Origin of the sequence: Aquabacter sp. L1I39 (assembly GCF_017742835.1) — a bacterium.
Classification (GTDB): Bacteria; Pseudomonadota; Alphaproteobacteria; order Rhizobiales; family Xanthobacteraceae; genus L1I39.
This window is the reverse complement of the sequence record NZ_CP072392.1, coordinates 2,311,998-2,329,863: the sequence shown is the minus strand read 5'-3', so window position 1 is coordinate 2,329,863 and position 17,866 is coordinate 2,311,998. Positions and strand designations below refer to the sequence as shown.

At 68.2% G+C, this 17,866-nt stretch carries 18 protein-coding genes and 1 tRNA gene; 15 read left to right on the top strand and 4 right to left on the bottom strand.

Annotation, left to right across the window (positions count from 1 at the left end; translation table 11 throughout):
• Positions 1 to 36: 36 nt before the first annotated feature.
• The gene (locus J5J86_RS10175) at positions 37 to 2,064 is read right to left on the bottom strand and encodes a sigma-54-dependent Fis family transcriptional regulator (protein WP_209104779.1); all 2,028 of its coding nucleotides are present in this window, start codon (positions 2,062 to 2,064) and stop codon (positions 37 to 39) included.
• A gap of 340 nt (positions 2,065 to 2,404) precedes the next feature.
• Between J5J86_RS10175 and J5J86_RS10170 the strand changes: the two genes are divergently transcribed.
• The 9 genes from J5J86_RS10170 (at position 2,405) to J5J86_RS10130 (ending at position 9,788) form a co-directional block, all read left to right on the top strand.
• A complete protein-coding gene (locus tag J5J86_RS10170) occupies positions 2,405 to 3,478 on the top strand; it encodes an ATP-NAD kinase family protein (RefSeq protein WP_209104778.1) in 1,074 nt (357 codons plus the stop codon).
• A 39-nt stretch (positions 3,479 to 3,517) separates the two neighbouring features.
• Entirely contained in the window at positions 3,518 to 4,501 is a 984-nt protein-coding gene (locus tag J5J86_RS10165) for a thiamine pyrophosphate-dependent dehydrogenase E1 component subunit alpha (RefSeq protein WP_209104777.1), read from the top strand.
• Between the two features lie 28 nt (positions 4,502 to 4,529).
• Entirely contained in the window at positions 4,530 to 5,552 is a 1,023-nt protein-coding gene (locus J5J86_RS10160) for an alpha-ketoacid dehydrogenase subunit beta (protein WP_209104776.1), read from the top strand.
• Positions 5,553 to 5,580: 28 nt separating this feature from the next.
• Positions 5,581 to 6,687 (top strand): acetoin dehydrogenase dihydrolipoyllysine-residue acetyltransferase subunit, encoded by a 1,107-nt coding sequence (locus tag J5J86_RS10155; protein WP_209104775.1) that lies wholly within the window; start codon positions 5,581 to 5,583, stop codon positions 6,685 to 6,687.
• A 59-nt stretch (positions 6,688 to 6,746) separates the two neighbouring features.
• On the top strand, positions 6,747 to 7,544 hold the full coding sequence (locus J5J86_RS10150) for a glucose 1-dehydrogenase (protein WP_209104774.1): 798 nt from the start codon (positions 6,747 to 6,749) through the stop codon (positions 7,542 to 7,544).
• A gap of 10 nt (positions 7,545 to 7,554) precedes the next feature.
• Complete coding sequence (locus J5J86_RS10145; RefSeq protein WP_209104773.1) at positions 7,555 to 7,899, top strand: carboxymuconolactone decarboxylase family protein; 345 nt, start codon at positions 7,555 to 7,557, stop codon at positions 7,897 to 7,899.
• A 78-nt stretch (positions 7,900 to 7,977) separates the two neighbouring features.
• Positions 7,978 to 9,051, top strand: coding sequence for a 2,3-butanediol dehydrogenase (locus J5J86_RS10140; protein WP_209104772.1), 1,074 nt, complete (start codon positions 7,978 to 7,980; stop codon positions 9,049 to 9,051).
• A 114-nt stretch (positions 9,052 to 9,165) separates the two neighbouring features.
• A complete protein-coding gene (locus tag J5J86_RS10135) occupies positions 9,166 to 9,390 on the top strand; it encodes an AbrB/MazE/SpoVT family DNA-binding domain-containing protein (RefSeq protein ID WP_209104771.1) in 225 nt (74 codons plus the stop codon).
• Positions 9,387 to 9,788 (top strand): type II toxin-antitoxin system death-on-curing family toxin, encoded by a 402-nt coding sequence (locus tag J5J86_RS10130; RefSeq protein ID WP_209104770.1) that lies wholly within the window; start codon positions 9,387 to 9,389, stop codon positions 9,786 to 9,788. Before J5J86_RS10135 ends, J5J86_RS10130 begins: the two co-directional genes overlap by 4 nt.
• A gap of 75 nt (positions 9,789 to 9,863) precedes the next feature.
• Here the strand turns inward: J5J86_RS10130 and J5J86_RS10125 are convergent.
• A tRNA-Glu gene (locus J5J86_RS10125) sits at positions 9,864 to 9,938 on the bottom strand.
• A 213-nt stretch (positions 9,939 to 10,151) separates the two neighbouring features.
• Positions 10,152 to 10,574, bottom strand: a complete 423-nt coding sequence (locus J5J86_RS10120) for a VOC family protein (RefSeq protein ID WP_209104769.1) — start codon at positions 10,572 to 10,574, stop codon at positions 10,152 to 10,154.
• Positions 10,575 to 10,652: 78 nt separating this feature from the next.
• On the opposite strand from J5J86_RS10120, the gene J5J86_RS10115 reads away from it, so the two are divergent.
• Both J5J86_RS10115 and J5J86_RS10110 read left to right on the top strand, forming a co-directional pair.
• The gene (locus tag J5J86_RS10115; protein WP_209104768.1) at positions 10,653 to 11,435 is read left to right on the top strand and encodes an SIR2 family NAD-dependent protein deacylase; all 783 of its coding nucleotides are present in this window, start codon (positions 10,653 to 10,655) and stop codon (positions 11,433 to 11,435) included.
• A gap of 334 nt (positions 11,436 to 11,769) precedes the next feature.
• Positions 11,770 to 12,333 (top strand): cold-shock protein, encoded by a 564-nt coding sequence (locus J5J86_RS10110; RefSeq protein ID WP_209104767.1) that lies wholly within the window; start codon positions 11,770 to 11,772, stop codon positions 12,331 to 12,333.
• A 67-nt stretch (positions 12,334 to 12,400) separates the two neighbouring features.
• Here J5J86_RS10110 and J5J86_RS10105 read toward each other — a convergent pair whose 3' ends face one another.
• The gene (locus J5J86_RS10105) at positions 12,401 to 13,321 is read right to left on the bottom strand and encodes a LysR family transcriptional regulator (protein WP_209104766.1); all 921 of its coding nucleotides are present in this window, start codon (positions 13,319 to 13,321) and stop codon (positions 12,401 to 12,403) included.
• A gap of 399 nt (positions 13,322 to 13,720) precedes the next feature.
• On the opposite strand from J5J86_RS10105, the gene J5J86_RS10100 reads away from it, so the two are divergent.
• From J5J86_RS10100 to J5J86_RS10085, 4 genes are all read left to right on the top strand, one after another.
• Positions 13,721 to 14,269: a hypothetical protein gene (locus J5J86_RS10100; protein WP_209104765.1), complete on the top strand. Its 549-nt coding sequence runs from the start codon at positions 13,721 to 13,723 to the stop codon at positions 14,267 to 14,269.
• Entirely contained in the window at positions 14,266 to 15,252 is a 987-nt protein-coding gene (locus tag J5J86_RS10095; RefSeq protein ID WP_209104764.1) for an NAD(P)H-quinone oxidoreductase, read from the top strand. Before J5J86_RS10100 ends, J5J86_RS10095 begins: the two co-directional genes overlap by 4 nt.
• Before the next feature lie 343 nt (positions 15,253 to 15,595).
• The gene (locus J5J86_RS10090; protein WP_209105342.1) at positions 15,596 to 16,012 is read left to right on the top strand and encodes a DUF192 domain-containing protein; all 417 of its coding nucleotides are present in this window, start codon (positions 15,596 to 15,598) and stop codon (positions 16,010 to 16,012) included.
• Between the two features lie 104 nt (positions 16,013 to 16,116).
• Entirely contained in the window at positions 16,117 to 17,835 is a 1,719-nt protein-coding gene (locus J5J86_RS10085; RefSeq protein ID WP_209104763.1) for a cation:proton antiporter domain-containing protein, read from the top strand.
• Positions 17,836 to 17,866: the final 31 nt, after the last annotated feature.

Below are 17,866 nucleotides of genomic sequence, written 5' to 3'. Positions count from 1 at the left end.
ACCGGGCTGCGGGTGATTGCCGCAGCGCAGCGGTGCTCAGGAGGGCACGCGCCCCACATGGCGCAGGGTGACGAGGCCGAAGCGCCGCATGCGCCGGTGCACCGTCGTGCGGTCGAGACCGAGGTCGCGCGCCGCCGCCGAGATGTTCCAGCCATTGGCAGCGAGCGCCGCCACCAGGGCATCCCGCTCGCTTTCGGGCGCTGGCCGGGCGAAGGGCTGCGCCGGTGGCCAGGAAGCCGCCGGGAAGGAGGAGCTTGCGGAGGAGGGGCCGGCAAGGCGCGGCGGCGCAGGCGGCCCTCCGATGAGGCGCGGCTCGGCCTTGCCCTGGAGGCGGTCCGGCAAGTCCTGTAGGCCGATCATGCCGCTGTCCGCCACCGCGCAGGCATAGTCGAGCGCATTGGCCAGTTCGCGGATATTGCCCGGCCAGTCATGGGCGTTCAGCGCCGCCCGCGCGGCTTCGCTCACGGAGAAGGGCACGCCGCTCGCATGGGTGCGGCCGGCAATGAGGCGGCCGATGAGCCAGTCGATATCCGCCCGCGCACGCAAGGGCGGCAGGGCGAGGATGGCGCCGGACAGGCGGAAATAGAGGTCTTCCCGGAAGCGCCCCGCCTTCACCTCGGCCACAAGGTCGCGATGGGTGGCGGCGATGACGCGCACATTCACCGGCACCGGCCGGGAGCGGCCGAGCGGCGTCACTTCCCGTTCCGCCAGCACGCGCAACAGGCGGGTCTGGAGGGGGAGGGGCATGTCGCCGATCTCGTCCAGGAACAGGGTGCCGCCATCCGCCTCCAGCACCAGTCCCTTCTTGCCGCGTGCCACCGCGCCGGTAAAGGCGCCGGGCTCGTAGCCGAAGAGTTCGCCCTCCACCAGCGTCTCCGGCAAGGCCGCGCAATTGACCGGCACGAAAGGCCGGGCCGCGCGGGCGCTGGCCATGTGGATGGCCTTGGCCAGATGTTCCTTGCCCGATCCGGTCTCGCCCGTGATCAGCAGGCTCATCTGGGTGTTGACGAGCTTGGCCGCCCGCGCCGCCACCCGGTGCATGGCCGGCTCGTCGCGGAACAGGGCGCAGAGCGGCGCCGGCAGGGCCGGGGCGGGGGGCTCGGCCACCGGCCGGCCCGGCTGGCTCGGCGGGGAGAGGGTGGCGGCAAAGAGCGGCGTGCCGGAGCGGGCGAGCCGCACCAGGCGCTGGCCCGCCGGCAGCGCATGGGAGAAGCGCGGCAGGTCGTCCATCTCCAGCTCGAAGAAGGCGCCAAAGCGCTGCCCCACCAGATTGACGCCCGTGCCCGCGTCGCCCAACTCGCGCAGCAGCAATTGGCGGGCCGCATTGTTGAAGCCCAGCAGCCGCCCGGAGCCGTCCACGGCGAGCACATAGCTCGGCTCCACGTCCACGAATTCCGGCGAGGCGGCCAGCTTGACGATCCATTCCCGCCGGAAGCGGTTCATCAGATGCGCCGTCTCGATCTTGTTGGCGAAGCCCTTGACGAATTGCAGGGCTAGGAACTGGCTTTCCTTGGGCTCGGGGGAGCGCAGCGCGGAAATGTCCAGCACGGCCGCCAGCGCACCGAAGGGGTCATAGACCGGGGCGGCGGTGCAGGTGAGGGGGATGTGGGTGGCGTCGAAATGGTCGGTCTGGTGGACGATCAGCGGCTCGCCCGTATGGATGCAGGTGCCCACCGCGCAGGTGCCCGCATGCCGCTCATTCCAGTCGGCGCCGAGATAAAGGCCGGCGCGCATGAGATTGTTGTCGAAGGTGGGATCGCCGATGAAATCCACCGTGATGCCCTTGGCATCGGTGAGCAGCAGCACATAGCCGAGGCCCGCCACCTGCCGGTAGAGCGTCTCCACGCCGAAGCGGGCGGTGTGGGTGAATTCCTCCATGGCATCCTGGTGCTCGCGCAGGCGCGTGGGGGTGAGGATGCACGGCTCGCGCAGCACTTCCGGGTCCAGCCGGTGTTCGGAGACGCAGCGTCGCCACGAATCCTGGATGACGGCATCCCGGCGCGTGCGCGCGCCACGGGCGGCCCGCACCAGCTCATCGATATGAGCGGCCTGTTCCGATTTCATGGGCGTCCTCCGCACCATTCTCGCCGGCTGTGACCGGCACCGGGCTGTCGCCTCCCGTTAGAGGCGAGTGTCCGCGCCTTGCGCGCCCGGCGCAAGCGTTGCGCGCGCCGGAGGGCATCACGAAGCGCATTCCCCGCCACACCTGTTGCAGGCCACGCCACAGGTGCGGCGTCGGGTGCCGCAGGGTGCCCGCCACGGTTTGCGGCGCAATATGACGTAAAATCAAGGGTTTGGATCTCTGGCGTCACTTGGCCCGCCCCTTGCGATGAAGAGCGGACAAAAGGAGGCCCGCCCGCAAGAGGCGTGGCCCGCAGGGACGAACGCCAGGAGAGGCAGCCGGATGGCCGCAGAACGGACGCCCAAGGTCGGCATCATCGCCAATCCCGTCTCCGCAAGGGACATTCGCCGCGTGGTGGCCTCCGCCAACGGCGTGCAGGTGGCTGACAGGGCCAATATCGTGCTGCGCGCGCTGGCGGCGCTGGCCGCCTGTGGCATCGAGGATGTGGTGATGATGCCCGAGCGGGGCGGCATCGCCACCCATGTGCTGCGGGGCATGGAGCGCTCGAACGCGCAGGGCGAGGCCCGCTTTCCCCGCCTGACGCATTTGGCCATGCCCGTCACCGGAACCGTGGCCGACACCCGCCGGGCGGCGCGCCTGATGCGCGAGGCCGGTGATGTGGCCGCCATCATCGTGCTCGGGGGCGATGGCACCCATCGCGCGGTGGTGGCCGAATGCGGGGCGGTGCCCATTGCCGGCATCTCCACCGGCACCAATAATGCCTTTCCCGAGCATCGCGAGCCCACCATTACCGGGCTCGCCACCGGCCTTGCGGCACTTGGGATGGTGCCGCCCGCGCTCGCGTTCGCGCCCAACAAGCTGATCGAGGTGCGCCTTGATGGCGGCGATCCCGAGATCGCGCTGGTGGACGTCGCCCTCGTCACCGACCGCTATGTGGGCGCCCGCGCGCTCTGGCGGGCGGAGACCTTCCGCGAGCTTTACGTCACTTTCGCCGACCCGGAAGTGATCGGCATGGCCGCCATTGCCGGCCTGCTGGAGCCCGTGCGCCGGGCCGAGAGCGGCGGCCTTGCGGTCATGCTCGCGCCCGCTGCCACCGCCCCCACCGTGGTGCGCGCGCCCATCGCGCCGGGCCTCGTCACCGAGATCGGGGTGGAGGACTGGCGCCGCATGCCGGCGGACAAGGTCTTCGCCTCGCGCCTGCCGGCCGGATCGGTGGCGCTCGATGGCGAGCGCGAACTCTTCTTCGACAGCCCGCAGGAGGTGGCCATCACCTTGCGCGACGCCGCCTTCCACACGGTGGACGTGGCGGCCGTGATGGCCTTCTGCGCGCGGGAAAAGCTGCTCCTGCGCCATCCCCATCAAGGCCCGCGCGCGGCGCTGGGGCTGAGCGCCTGACCATCCATCAACCAAGACCCAAGGAGGAAAACCGACGCCATGACCAACAATCCCTTCCCCCTCTCCCGGGACGAATTGCTGAGCGCCTACCGCACCATGCGCACCATCCGCGAGTTCGAGGAGCGGCTGCATGTGGAGTTCGCCAAGGGCGACATTCCCGGCTTCGTGCACCTCTATGCGGGCGAAGAAGCCTGCGCGACCGGCATCATGATGCACCTCACCGACATCGACCGCATCGCCTCCACCCATCGCGGCCACGGCCATTGCATCGCCAAGGGCGTCGATGTCCACGAGATGATGGGCGAGATCTACGGCAAGGTCACCGGCTGCTGCCGGGGCAAGGGCGGCTCCATGCACATTGCCGACCTCTCCAAGGGCATGATGGGCGCCAACGGCATTCTGGGCGCGGGCGCCCCCCTCATCTGCGGCGCGGGCCTTGCCGCCAAGTTCCGCGGCGATGGCGGGGTGGGCATCACCTTCTTCGGCGATGGCGCGGCCAACCAGGGCACCGTCCTGGAGAGCATGAATCTCGCCGCCATCTGGAACCTGCCGGTGATCTTCGTGGTGGAGAATAACGGCTACGCGGAATCCACCTCGGTGGAATATGCCACCGCCGTCGACAGCTATGTGGACCGCGCCGCCGGCTTCGGCCTGCCGGGTGTGACCGTGGACGGCACCGACTTCTTCGCCGTGCACGAGGCGGCCGGCGAGATCATCAAGCGGGCGCGCGAGGGTGGCGGGCCGGCGCTGCTGGAATGCAAGACGGTGCGCTTCTTCGGCCATTTCGAGGGCGATGCCCAGACCTACAAGGCCAAGGGCGAGAATGACCACAACCGCGCCACCCGCGACTGCCTGAAGCTGTTCTCCGCCCGCGTCACCGCCGCCGGTGTCATCGGCGCGGCGGACCTTGCCGTCGTCGACCGGGAGGTGGCCGCCCTCATCGACGATGCGGTGGACACCGCCAAGGGCGCGCCGCTGCCGAGCCCGCGCGAACTCACCACCGACGTCTACGTCGCCTACTGAGCGAACTCATAAATCTGGAGGAAAAACCATGGCTCGCATGATCAGCTACAAGCAGGCGATCAACGAGGCGCTCGATCTGGAGATGCGCCGGGATCCCACCGTCATCATGCTCGGCGAGGACATTGTGGGCGGCGCCGGTGCCCCCGGCGAGATGGATGCGTGGGGCGGCGTGCTCGGCGTCACCAAGGGCCTGCATGCCAAGCACGGCAACCGCCTCATGGACACGCCGCTCTCCGAGAGCGCCTATATCGGCGCAGCCATCGGAGCTGCCGCCTGCGGCATGCGCCCGGTGGCCGAACTGATGTTCCTGGACTTCATGGGGGTCTGCTTCGACCAGATCTTCAACCAGGCCGCCAAGTTCAAATACATGTTCGGCGGCAAGGCGAAGACTCCGGTGGTGATCCGCGCCATGGTGGGCGCCGGCTTCCGTGCCGCCGCCCAGCACTCCCAGATGCTGACCCCGCTCTTCACCCACATTCCCGGCCTGAAGGTGGTGTGCCCGTCCAACGCCTATGACGCCAAGGGCCTGCTCATCCAGGCCATTCGCGATGACGACCCGGTCATCTTCTGCGAGCACAAGGCGCTCTATGGCAGCGAGGCGGATGTGCCGGAGGAGAGTTATGCCATCCCCTTCGGCGAAGCCAATATCGTGCGCGACGGCAAGGACGTAACCCTGGTGGGCTATGGCCTGACCGTGCCCCGCGCACTGGCCGCCGCCGACACCCTCGCCCGCTCCGGCATCCAGGCGGAGGTGATCGACCTGCGCACCCTCTCCCCCATGGATTGGGACACGGTGATCGAGAGCGTGGAGGCCACGGGCCGCCTCGTGGTGGTGGACGAGGCCAATCCGCGCTGCTCGCTCGCCTCCGACATCACCGCTTATGTGGCCCAGCACGCCTTCGGCGCGCTGAAGGCGGCCCCGCAGATGGTGACCGCGCCCCACACGCCGGTGCCGTTCTCCCCGGTGCTGGAGGACCTCTACATCCCCACCGCGGACGCCATTGTCGCCGCCGTCCATGCCACCACGGGCCGCGCCAAGTCGGCGGCGTGACGCACCGGGCAGGTTGAGGAACATCGTTATGAATGAACGCATCAAGCCCATCGTCATGCCCAAGTGGGGGCTTTCCATGTCGGAAGGCAAGGTCACCGGCTGGCTGAAGCCCGCCGGCACCGCGATCGCGCCGGGCGACGAGGTGGTGGAGGTGGAAACCGACAAGATCGCCGGCGTGGTGGAGGCCCATGAACCGGGCCTTCTGCGGCGGGTGCTGGGCGAGCCCGGCACCATCTATCCGGTCAAGGCCCTCATCGGCGTCATCGCCGATGAGGATGTGCCGGACGCCGAGATCGACGCCTTCGTCGCCCAATATGCCACGCAGGCCGCCGCCGAGGCGGAGGAGGAGGCGGGGCCGCGCTATGAGTTCGTGGACACCCCCGCCGGCCGCCTGCGCTATGCCCGGCGGGGCGAGGGCGGGCCGGATGTGATCCTCATCCACGGCTTCGGCGGCGACCTGGACAATTGGCTGTTCACCATCGATGCGCTGGCCGAAAAGGCCCGCGTGAGCGCGCTCGATTTGCCCGGCCATGGCCAGTCGGACAAGGCGGTGACGGACCCTTCGCTGAAGGGGCTCTCGGCCGCCGTGCTCGGCTTCATGGATGCGCTGGGCATCGAAAAGGCCCATCTGGTGGGCCATTCCATGGGCGGCGCGGTGGCCGCGAAGATCGCCCTGGATGCCCCCGCGCGGGTGTCCTCCCTCTCGCTCATCGGCTCGGCCGGGCTCGGGCCGGAGATCAATTCCGGCTATACGGACGGCTTCGTGGCGGCCTCTTCCCGCCGCGACCTCAAGCCGGTGCTGGAACAGCTTTTCCATGACCCGGCCACCGTCACCCGGCAATTGGTGGACGACCTGCTGAAGTACAAGCGCCTGGACGGGGTGGGCGATGCGCTCACCGCGCTCTCCGGCGCGCTCTTTGCCGGCGGGCGGCAAGCGGAGGTGCTGGCCGATGACCTTGCTGCCGCCAGCGTGCCGGTTCTGGTGGTGTTCGGGGAGACCGACCAGGTGATCCCCGCCGCCCATGCCAGTGCCCTGTCCCGCGCCACCGTCGAGGTGATCCCCGAGGCCGGCCACATGGTGCAGATGGAAAAGGCCGGCCGGGTCAATGAACTGATCCTCGCCCACATCGCCTGAAACCCAACCATCCCGAAAACAAACCGCCGCCGCCCCGCGCGGACGGCGAAGGAGGACCCATGCCCAATCTCAAGGACAAGAGCATCGTCATCACCGGCGCAACCGGCGGCATCGGCGCTGCCATCGCGGAGGCGCTCGCCGCCGATGGGGCGGCCATCACGGTGGCCGATCTCAATCAGGAGGCAGCGGAGAAGGGCGCCGCCGCCATCAAGGCCGCCGGCGGCAGCGCCATTGGCGTCGGCGTGGACGTGCGCCAGCGCGATCAGGTGCGCGCCATGCTGGATAAGGCGGCCGAGACCTTCGGCCGGGTGGACGTGCTGTTCAACAATGCCGGCGTCGCCCAGACCCGGCCCTTCCTCTCCATCACCGAGGAGGACTGGCGCTTCGTCACGGACGTGAATGCGCTGGGCGTACTCATCGGCATGCAGGAGGCGGTGAAGACCTTCCGGCGCCAGGCGGAAGCGGGGCACGGCGGCGGCAAGATCATCAACACCGCCTCCATCGCCGCCAAGCAGGGCTATGAGCCGCTGGCCCATTATTGCGCCTCCAAGTTCGCGGTGGTGGCCATGACCCAGGCGGCGGCCCGCGCCTTCGGCAAGGAAGGCATCACCGCCAATTGCTTCTGTCCCGGCGTGGTGGCCACCCCCATGTGGGAGGTGATCGACAAGGGCTTTCGCGACGAGAAGCTCACCACCAAGGAGAACGAGGCCTTCGACAGCTTCGCCGCCACCGCCGTGCTGGGGCGCGCCTCGCAGCCGGCGGATTTGGTGGGCGTCGCCCGCTATCTCGCCTCATCCGATTCCGACTTCATGACCGGCCAGTCCCTGATGGTGGACGGCGGCATGGTCTTCATCTGAGGGCGCGACCATGGCCTCGAACGAGACCTTGCCCGATCAGCTGAAAGACATGCACCGGCGCTTCACCGCGCTGGCGAAAGCCTTGCCCGGCCCCATGGGCGCCTTCCGCTCCCTGATGATGGAAGCCTCCAAGCCCGGCGCGCTGCCGGCCGCCACCAAGGAATTGGTGGCCGTGGCGCTCGCCGTGCACCAGGGCTGCGCCGACTGCATCCTCTTCCACGTCTCCAACGCCAAGGCCCATGGCGCCGGCCGGCAGGAACTGGTGGAGGTGCTCGCCGTGGCGCTGGAAATGGGCGGCGGTCCCTCCGCCGTCTATGCCAGCCGGGCCCTGGAAGCCTTCGACACGCTCCCCTGACGGCGCATTCCCGCCCGCCGGCCCTGCGCTGGCGGGCGATGCGGCCCGTCCTATCCCATTTCGACCTGGAGTGTCCCCATGAAAGCCGCCCGCTTCCACGGCAAGCGCGATGTCCGCGTGGAGGAGGTTCCGACCCCTCAGGCCTCCGACCTTGCCCCCAACCAGGTGCTGGTGAAGAACCGCTTCTGCGGCATTTGCGGCACCGACCTGCACGAATATGCCGCCGGCCCCATCTTCATTCCCACCGAGCCCCATCCTTATACGGGCGCCAGCCTGCCGCAGGTGCTGGGCCATGAATATGGCGGGTCCGTCGTGGCGGTGGGTTCGGCGGTGACCAACGTCGCCCCCGGCGACCGGGTCTCCATCCAGCCGCTCATCTCCCCGCGCGATGATCATTATGGCAAGCGCGGCCTCTACCAGCTCTCGGACAGGCTCGCCATTGTCGGCCTCATGTGGCCCTGGGGCGGCATGGCCGAATATTCCATCGTCAATGATTACAACGTGTTCGCCATGCCCGACAGCGTGTCGGACGCGCAGGCCGCGCTCATCGAGCCCACCGCCGTGGTGGTCTATGCGGCCGAGCGGGGCGGCGTGCGGCCCGGCTCCTCCGTGCTGGTGACGGGCGCCGGCCCCATCGGCCAGTTGCAGATCCTGGCTGCCCGCGCAGCAGGCGCCACCACCATTTTCCTCTCCGACACCAATGACAACCGCCTCGCCATGGCCCGGGCCGTGCTGCCGGATGTCATCCCCCTCAACCCCAAGACGCAGAATGTGGTGGAGGCCATCCGCGACCAGACGGAAGGCCATGTGGGCGTGGACGTGGCGCTGGAATGCGTGGGCGCGGAAGCCGCCACCGCCACCTGCATCGAGGCGGTGCGCCGCCAGGGCGTGGTGGTGCAGGTGGGGCTCCATGTGGGCAAGCCGGCGGTGGACGGTTTTACCTTGACCTTCAAGGACATCGACCTGCGCGGCTCGTGGTGCTACCCGACCCTCATCTGGCCTCGCGTGGCCGCCCTCATCGGCTCGGGCCTGCTGCCGGCCGAAAAAGTCGTCACCCGCCGCATCCGCCTCGACGACGTGGTGGCTGAAGGATTCGAGCAGCTTCTGAGCCCGGCGGGGACGGAACTGAAGATCCTCATCGATCTGGCGTGAGGGCATGGCCCGGCGGGCCGTCCGGAGGGGCGGCCTGACCGGTGTTGTGGGGCGACCTGTTCCTACATATGTTCTGACGCATCGCCTGCGGGCGACGGCTTGGAGACATGTGGCATGGTCGCGTTGAAGCTCAGCAAGATGGGCAATTCGGTGGGCGCCATCCTGCCCAAGGAGGTGCTCGCCCGCCTGAAGGTGGGGCAGGGCGACACCCTCTATCTGACCGAGGAGCCGGACGGCTATCGCCTGACCCCCTATGAGCCGGAATTCGAAGCGCAGATGGAAGAGGCGCGGCGCATCATGAAGAAGCGCCGCAACGTCCTGCGCGAGCTTGCCAAGTGACGGCCAGCGCCGAGCCGCGCTGGATCCCAAAGTCCGTGGTCCTCGCCATCCATGACGAGCAACTGGCCGAGCATGGCGGCGGGCGCGGCCTGCGCGACGACAGCCTCCTGGAAGCCGCCCTCGCGCGCCCGCGCAACCTGTTCCATTACGGCGACGCGCCCGACCTTGCCGCGCTCGCGGCCGCCTATGCCTATGGCCTCGCCAAGGACCATCCCTTCATCGACGGCAACAAGCGCACCTCTTTCGTGGTGTGCGAGCTTTTCCTGGCGCTCAACGGGATGGGGCTGGGCCTGGACGATGCACAGGCCGTCACCACTTGGCTGACGCTGGCCTCTGGCGGGATGACGGAAGCGGAATTGGCAGCGCGTTTGAGGAGCGCTCTGTGGGCGGTGGAGTGATATCCCGCGCTTCAAGCTGCAACGGTTTGCACTTGGCTTCTAAAGGCACCAACAGCGCTGTCGTGCAAATCTGTCTGGCGCGCCCTAGGGGAGTCGAACCCCTCTCTCCACCGTGAAAGGGTGGCGTCCTAACCGATAGACGAAGGGCGCGGACAGGGTGGCCCTTATAGGGGGAGGTCCGGCGGCAGGCAAGCCCGGGGACAAGGGAAATTGAGTGGGGCTGTGGAGATCTCGGGCGCGGCCTTGCGGGGAAAGGGTTTCGACAGCTCGGCTTTGGCTCGGCGGGGGCCCCTGGCGGCTGAGGCGATACGGGGGACGTCTCCCCCGCGCCGTCAATCCGGCGCGGGGAAGGGCGTCAGGCCCTCACCACTTGCCGGTGTTCGCCATGCTGGCCCAGGGCTCTTCCGGCGCCTTGGGGCCGCCCTTCTGGAGCAGCTCGATGGAGATGTTGTCGGGAGAGCGCACGAAGGCCATGTAGCCGTCGCGGGGCGGGCGGTTGATGATGACGCCTTCAGCCTGCAGCTTGGCGCAGGTGGCGTAGATGTCGTCCACCTCGAACGCCAGATGGCCGAAATTGCGGCCCTCGCCATAGGCTTCCGGGTCCCAATTATAGGTCAGCTCCACCTCGGCGACGCCCTCCTGGCCGGGGGCGGCGAGGAAGACGAGGGTGTAGCGGCCCTGCGGAACCTCCTTGCGGCGCACCTCCGTCAGCCCCAACTTATTGCAATAGAAGTCCAGGGATTGATCGATGTCCGTGACGCGGACCATGGTGTGCAGAAAGCGCATGTCAGCTCCTGGAATGTGTCGGCCACGCGCAGCGCGGCCGTGGGCGGCCTTTGGCGAGGGCCGGACGAGGGGGAAGGTATGAATTTGGCGCCCGATCTCAAGACCGCGCAGAGCGAGCTGAGTGATTTAATCTCCGCCGCCCGCCACGCGGTGGCCTTCACCGGGGCCGGCATTTCCACCGAATGCGGCATTCCCGACTTCCGCTCCCCCGGCGGGTTGTGGACGCAGAACAAGCCCATTCCGTTCGATGTGTTCGTGGCCCACAAGGCGGCGCGAGACGAGGCGTGGCGGCGCAAGTTCGCCATGGACGAGGCCTTCGGCCAGGCCCGCCCCGGCCGGGGCCACCGGGCGCTGGCGCGGCTGATGGAGCGCGGGCGCCTTGCCGCAATCATCACCCAGAACATCGACAATCTGCACCAGGACTCCGGCATTCCCGACGCGGCGCTGGTGGAACTGCACGGCAACACCACCTATGCCACCTGCCTGGACTGCGGCACGCGCTATGGGCTCGACTGGGTGCGCACCCGTTTCGCGGCGTCCGGCGGCAGCGCGCCCGATTGCGAGGCCTGCGACGGGCCGGTGAAGACGGCCACCATCTCCTTCGGCCAGGCCATGCCGGAAGATCAGATGATGCGGGCGGACGCCTTCACCAAGGCGGCCGACCTCTTCATCGTCATCGGCTCGTCCCTGGTGGTCTATCCCGCCGCTGGCTTTCCGCTCAAAGCCAAGCGCAATGGCGCGCAGCTTGTGATCCTCAATCGCGAGCCCACGGATTTCGACGAGATTGCCGACCTCGTCATCCGCCAGGAGATCGGCGATGTCCTCGCCCCCTTTGCGGGCGAGGCCGCGTTCGCGGCGTGAGCGCGGCATCACGCCTTGCGTGACCGGGCACGGCAGGGTGCCCCAAGGACGCCCATGCCCAACAAAGCAGCAATGGGTGGCGATTTTCCCCCTGGAAAAGGCTGTGCGCTGTCGCAGGGAATGTTATCGTGTGGGTTATCGCCGTTGAATCGGGTTCGCGTGCGTAGGGTCGGGTCAGATGGGGTCTCACGGACGAGGGATCGAACCGGCGGATGCCGGGCCTTCCGGCGATCTGGCGGGGACGCCCGGAACGGTCACGCGGCCCGGCGCGCACGCACCCGGCATGGGAGAAGCTGGACATGGTCGCGCCTGCGGGGCGCCGCCGGAAGGCGTCATGCCCCGTGAGGCGCCCGTGAGCGGCGAGGCATCGGAAAGCCAGGGGCCGGTGGGCCTCATCGAGATTGCCGGCACCATCAAATGGTTCGATGTGGCCAAGGGCTATGGCTTCATCGTCCCCGATGGCGGCGGGGCGGACGTGCTGGTGCATGTGACCTGCCTCAGGCGCGACGGCTTCCAGACCGCCATCGAGGGGGCCCGCATCATCTGCGAGGCGGTGCAGCGGGCGAAGGGTCTGCAGGCCTTTCGTGTCCTGTCGCTGGACCTGTCCACAGCGGTGCCGGTGACCATTCCCGCCCCCACCCGCGTGCGCGCCACCATTGCCCCCACCGGCGGCTTCGAGCCAGCCACCGTGAAATGGTTCAACCGCCTGCGCGGCTTCGGCTTCCTCACCCAGGGCGAGGGGTCGCCGGACATCTTCGTCCATATGGAAACCCTGCGCCGCAACGGCCTCACCGAACTGCGGCCGGGCCAAACCGTCCTGGTGCGCTTCGGCGATACCCCCAAGGGCCGCATGGCCACCGACGTGAAAGCCGAGGACGGGTTGCCGGGGGCGCATTGAGGGGGGGCGTGCTGCGGCGGACAGCCGTCAGCGGAAGGCTCGCAGGCGGCAGCTGCCCCCTCTTAGATCAGCCAGGATCCCATATGGGAGGATTTCCGATCGCGGTCCGCAGGGCTTGGGTGAAGGCTTTCACCTTTGCACTGGGCTGCGGCAGGGCGCGCAGGAGGTAGATGCCGGTGGGCTCGGCATTCCACGTTTCGCCCTCCAGCGGCAATCGGACGAGTTTTCCGGCCTTCACATCCAGTCCCACCACCCAGCTGGGCAGCAGGGCAATGCCAAGTGCGGCCGCGGCGGCGGCGCGCTGGACGTCGAAATCATCCGAGCGGAACGTCACCACCCCCTTGCCGTCCTCGCCGGCCGGACAGCCGATCACGGTGCGCCAGCCGAGAAGATCGGCCCCGTGCAGTTTGTCGATGAGGCGATGGGACGAGAGGTCCGCGGGAACCTTGGGTTCGCCCGCCTGCGCCAGATAGGCTGGGCTTGCCACCAGCAGGCGATGCAGCGGCGCGAGCTTGCTGGCGATCAGCGTGCTGTCGGGCAGCGCCCCCATGCGCACCACCACATCAAGGCGTTCGAGAACCGGATCGGCGAGCAGTTCCGTCAGGTCGAGCTCGACCTTGAGTGCGGGGTGTTCGGCCTGCAGCGCGGCGATGACCGGCAGCACATATCGCCGGCCGAACGTGGGGAAACAGGCGATCCGCAGCGTGCCGGAGACCGACCCTTCGAAGGCGGCGATCTCCGCATGGGTGTCCGCCAATTGGTCGAGGAGCGGCTGCGCCTTGTCGTGGAGGCGGCGACCGGCATCGGTCAAGGCCAAGGCGCGGGTGGACCGGACCAAGAGGGCCACCCCCAGATCCGCCTCCAGGGCGTCGATATGGCGGATCACCGCGGAAGGGGTCATGGCGCGCTTGCGGGCGGCCGCGGAAAAGCTGCCGGCCCGCACCACATCCACGAAGGTGGAGAGGTGTTCAGCGAAGTGCGGTCTCATCTTTGCGCCCCTGGCAAAGCCGTTTGCGGAGGGATACGGCTTATCCTTCTCCGGCAGTAGAAGCATTAAATCATTTCAGAACCGCAGGCATCTGACATGTGTCTGGGGTTGCGGGTAGCCATGAACCCGTGCACTGACGCTGCGCTTCTGGCGGTGATTTCTGTAGGCATTATACTTTGATGTGGATTTCTATACGATGAAATCAAGATCAAGAAATAAAGTATTAGATAAATAATCGATCCGGTCGGCTATTGTTCATCGGAAGGCGGAGGGAACGTCTTTCGCGCTACGGCGATCGCCGAAGGCCGATCACACGCAATGGCATGCAAGGCGCGGCTGGCCCGCGTCCCCGAAAGCTCAACATCTGGCTGCCAAGCTCTTCAGGCAAAAGGGATCATCATGAATATCCTCACCGACAAACTCCTCTCCCAGTCCGCCTATTCCGCCGAGATCGACGTGGCCCTGGAGAAGGTCGATATCGCCGACTGGCTGTTCACCTTGCCGGAAGCGGAATATCTGCGCTGCTGCCCGCCCGATCATATCGGCTCCGGCGTGACCACCACCGATGATGGCCGGCGCATGGTGATCAATGTGGAGATGATCGGCACCGGGCTGGTCATCCAGCACTATGTGGCCGAGGAGGCGACGGCGACCTATTGCCGGATGAACTCCATCTCGGACGTGTTCACCCCCGTGGGCCGCACGCAGGTCAACGTGATCTGGGAACTCATGGCCGAGGCGGGCGAGAACGGCCGCACCCGCTACACCAACCGGGTCACCTCCCACCCCACCGATGTGTTCATGGCGTTCCTCGCCGCGCACAACCAGACCTTCGAGCAGGCGGCCGTGGCCCGGCAGGAGGCCGGCGGCGATCATAATCGTCGCGAAACTCCGCTGTTTGCCGCCAGCATCGCCCGCCGCGCGCTGGGCAAGGCCAATGTGACATGAAGGCGATCACCTATGCGGACTTCGGTGGCGCGGATGTCCTGCGTGTCGCCGAGGTGCCCATGCCGCAACCCCGCCCGACCGATCTCCTGGTCAAGGTGATGGCGGCGGGCGTCAATCGTGCGGACCTGCTGCAAAGGCAGGGCCGCTACGGGCGGCAGCATTATGGAGAGAGCGAGCTGCTGGGCCTGGAAGTGGCCGGCGAGGTGGTCGCCGCGGGCAGCGCGGTCACCGACATGCGACCGGGCGACCGGGTCATGGCCATCGTGGGCGGTGGCGCCTATGCCGAATATGCCCGTGTGGACCGGGACATGGCCGTTCGCATTCCCGAACCGCTGGCCTATGTGGCGGCGGCGGCGGTGATGGAATCCTTCGTCACCGCGTGGGAGGCGGTCGTGCATCTCGGCGGCGCGGAGAAGGGCATGGCCGTGCTCATTCACGCCGCCGCCGGCGGCGTCGGCTCCGCCGCTGTGGAGATCGCCCACGCCCTTGGTGCCCGCGTCTTCGCCACCGCCAATGCCGCGCGCCGCCCCGATGTCCTGCGCCTCGGGGCCGAGATGGCGTTCGATTATCGGTCGGAGGACTTCGAACAGGGCGCGCGCGACGCCACACAGGGGAGGGGTGTGGATGTGATCGTCGACTTCGTGGGCGGTGACTATCTCGCCCGCAATCTGCGCAGCCTCGCGCCGGGCGGGCGCCTGGTGCAAATGGGGCTGCTGGGCGGAAAGGACAGCGCGGAGATCCCGCTGGGGCTCGTTCTGCACAATCACCTGCGCCTCATCGGCACGGTCATGAAGTCCCGCAGCAGCGAGGAGAAGCGGGCCATGGTGCGCCGCTTCGCCGAAGGGGCGCTTCCCCTGTTCGCCGATGGCAAGCTGAAGCCGATCGTCGGCAAGGTCTTCCCGCTGGCAGAGGCGGCCGACGCGCATCGTTTCATGGAAGCCGGCGGTGGGTTCGGGAAGATCGTGCTTCAGGTGCACCCCTGAGCTTCGGCGGCCGAGGCGACCCTTATAGCCTTGGCCGTTCGGATGGCGTGTGCCGAGGCGCCATGGCCGCGTCACGATCCGCGACCAAGGGCAGGGGGAAATCGACCGCGATCCGCGCCGCCAGCCGCCCGTCCTGCCCCTTCGTGATCCCCCTCCCACCCCTGGCCCGATGGCGGCGGGTGCTGTAAGGCGGAGGCGAATGCTCGTCTTTCGAGGTCCGCTGATGTCCGTCTCGACTTTGGCCCTGCGCCCGAGCCTGCGCGCCACGCGCCGTCCGGCCGCCCACCGCCTTGCCGCCTTCGCAAATCGACCCCTGGCGGCCCTCGTCGCCGGGCTGTGCCTGATGCTGGCGCTCCTGTCCGGCCCGGTGGCGGCGGCGCAGCTCGATCCCCTGGAGATCGCCACCCGCAACGGCGTGGTGGTGCTGGAGGTGGAGATGGCGCGCACCGAGCAGCAGCGCACCACCGGCCTCATGTACCGGAAGGAACTGCCGGAGCGGCAGGGCATGCTGTTCGATTTCGGCGCCGACCAGATGGTCTATATGTGGATGAAGAACACCTACATCCCGCTCGACATGCTGTTCATCCGCGCCGACGGCGCCATTGCCCGCATCGCGGCCATGACCACCCCGATGTCCGAGGCCACCATCTCCTCCGGCGAGCCGGTGCGCGCGGTGCTGGAAATCCCTGGCGGGGCGGCGAAAAGGCTCGGCATCGCGGTGGGTGACAAGGTCTCCACCTCCCTGTTCGGCGGGAAATAGGCCAAACGCCGCGAAAAGGTCGTTTCGATCAAGGCTGGCGCAGGCCTGTCATGGGAAGGTGACGATAGGTCAGGCAATCCGGCGGGCGAGGGCAGGCGAGGGCGATGCATAACGCCATGTGGCTGAAGGACGTGCTCGTCTATCTGGTGGCGGCGGGCATCCTCATCCCCCTGTTCCACCGGGCGCGGGTGAGCGCGGTGGTCGGCTTCATCGCGCTCGGCGCGCTGCTCGGCCCCCACGGCCTTGGCCAATGGGCGGGGCAGGCGCCGGCGCTCTCCTACCTGACCATCACCGACCAGCACCGCGCGGCGCAGTTCGGCGAATTGGGCGTCATCTTCCTCTTGTTCCTGTTGGGGCTTGAATTTTCCGCCGAGAAGCTGTGGGCGCTGCGGCGGGAGGTGTTTGGCCTCGGCCTGCTTCAGGTGGTTTTTTCCGGCACCCTCTTGGCGATCGGCCTGCGCGTCAGCGGCGTTGCCACCGACCTCGCCTTGGTGACTGGCGTGGCGCTGGCCATGTCCTCCACGGCGCTGGTGATGCAGATCCTGGTGTCGGAGCGCCGCGCCACCGCACCCATCGGCAAGACGGCGCTGGCCATCCTCCTGTTCCAGGATCTGGCCGTGGTCGCTGTGCTGCTGGCGGCGGAATTGATCGGCGGGCCGGTGCACAATCTCTGGCTGGTGGTGGGGCTGGCCCTGCTGAAGGGGGTGGCGGCGGTCGGCATCATCCTGCTGGCGGGGCGCTTCGTGCTGGCGCCCCTGGTGGGGGCCGCCGCCCGCACCGGGGCGCGGGACCTGCTGATGGCGGTGACCCTGGTGGTGGTGGCGGGCACCGCCGGGCTGACCGAGGCGGCGGGCCTGTCGGCGGCGCTTGGGGCTTTTTTGTCCGGCATGATGCTGTCGGGCACCGTCTACCAGCACCAGATCTCGGTGGATCTGGAACCCTTCAAGGGGCTGCTGATCGGAGTTTTCTTCGTCTCGGTGGGCATGGGGGTGGACCTGTCCGCCATTCTGCCGGTCCTGCATTGGGTGCTGGTGGCGGCGGCGGCGGTGATCCTCGCCAAGTTCATCGCCACCTATGGCGCCGCCCGTCTCCTGAAGGTGGAGGCTCCGCTCGCGGGTGAGCTGGCGCTGCTGTTGTCCCAGACCGGCGAGTTCGCGTTCGTGGTGCTGGGGCTGCTCCAGACGAAAGGTGTGCTGGACGGCGCCGCTGCGGGCTTCATCGTGGCGGTGGTGACGCTGACCCTTGTGCTCACCCCCTGGCTCGCCCAGGCGGGCGGCCTGGTACGCGTGCGGCTGGAGCGGGTGCGGCAGGATGCTCAGGCCTTCGCTGCGCCGGAAGGCGGTCATGTGGTCATCGGCGGCTTCGGCCGGGTGGGGCGCATCGTCGCCGAAAGCCTGGAAGCCCAAGGCGTGCCCTTCGTGGCCCTCGACGCGGACGCAACGCGCGTGGGCCTGGAGCGCGCGGCGGGGCGGCAGGTGTTTCTGGGCGATGCCAGCCGCGAGGAAATCCTCGCCCGCGTGGCGGTGGAGCGGGCGAGCGCGGTGGTCGTCACCCTGGACGAGGCCCATGCCGCCGAGGGCATGGTGCGTGCCACCCTTCGCCTGAAGGCGGATGCGGTGGTTCTGGCCCGCGTGAAGGATGCCCCCCATGCCCGTCGGCTGGCGGCGCTGGGCGCGCGGGACGTGATCCCCGAGGCTGTGGAAGCGAGCCTGCATCTGGCCGGCCTCGTCCTGCGCAATCTGGGCCGCTCCGAGGAGGAGGTGATGGCCCATCTGGACGCGGCCCGCGCCCGCGAGCGCGCCCGCCTGACCGAGGGCGACTGACATGTCGGCCGTCCCGGTTGTGATGCGCGCG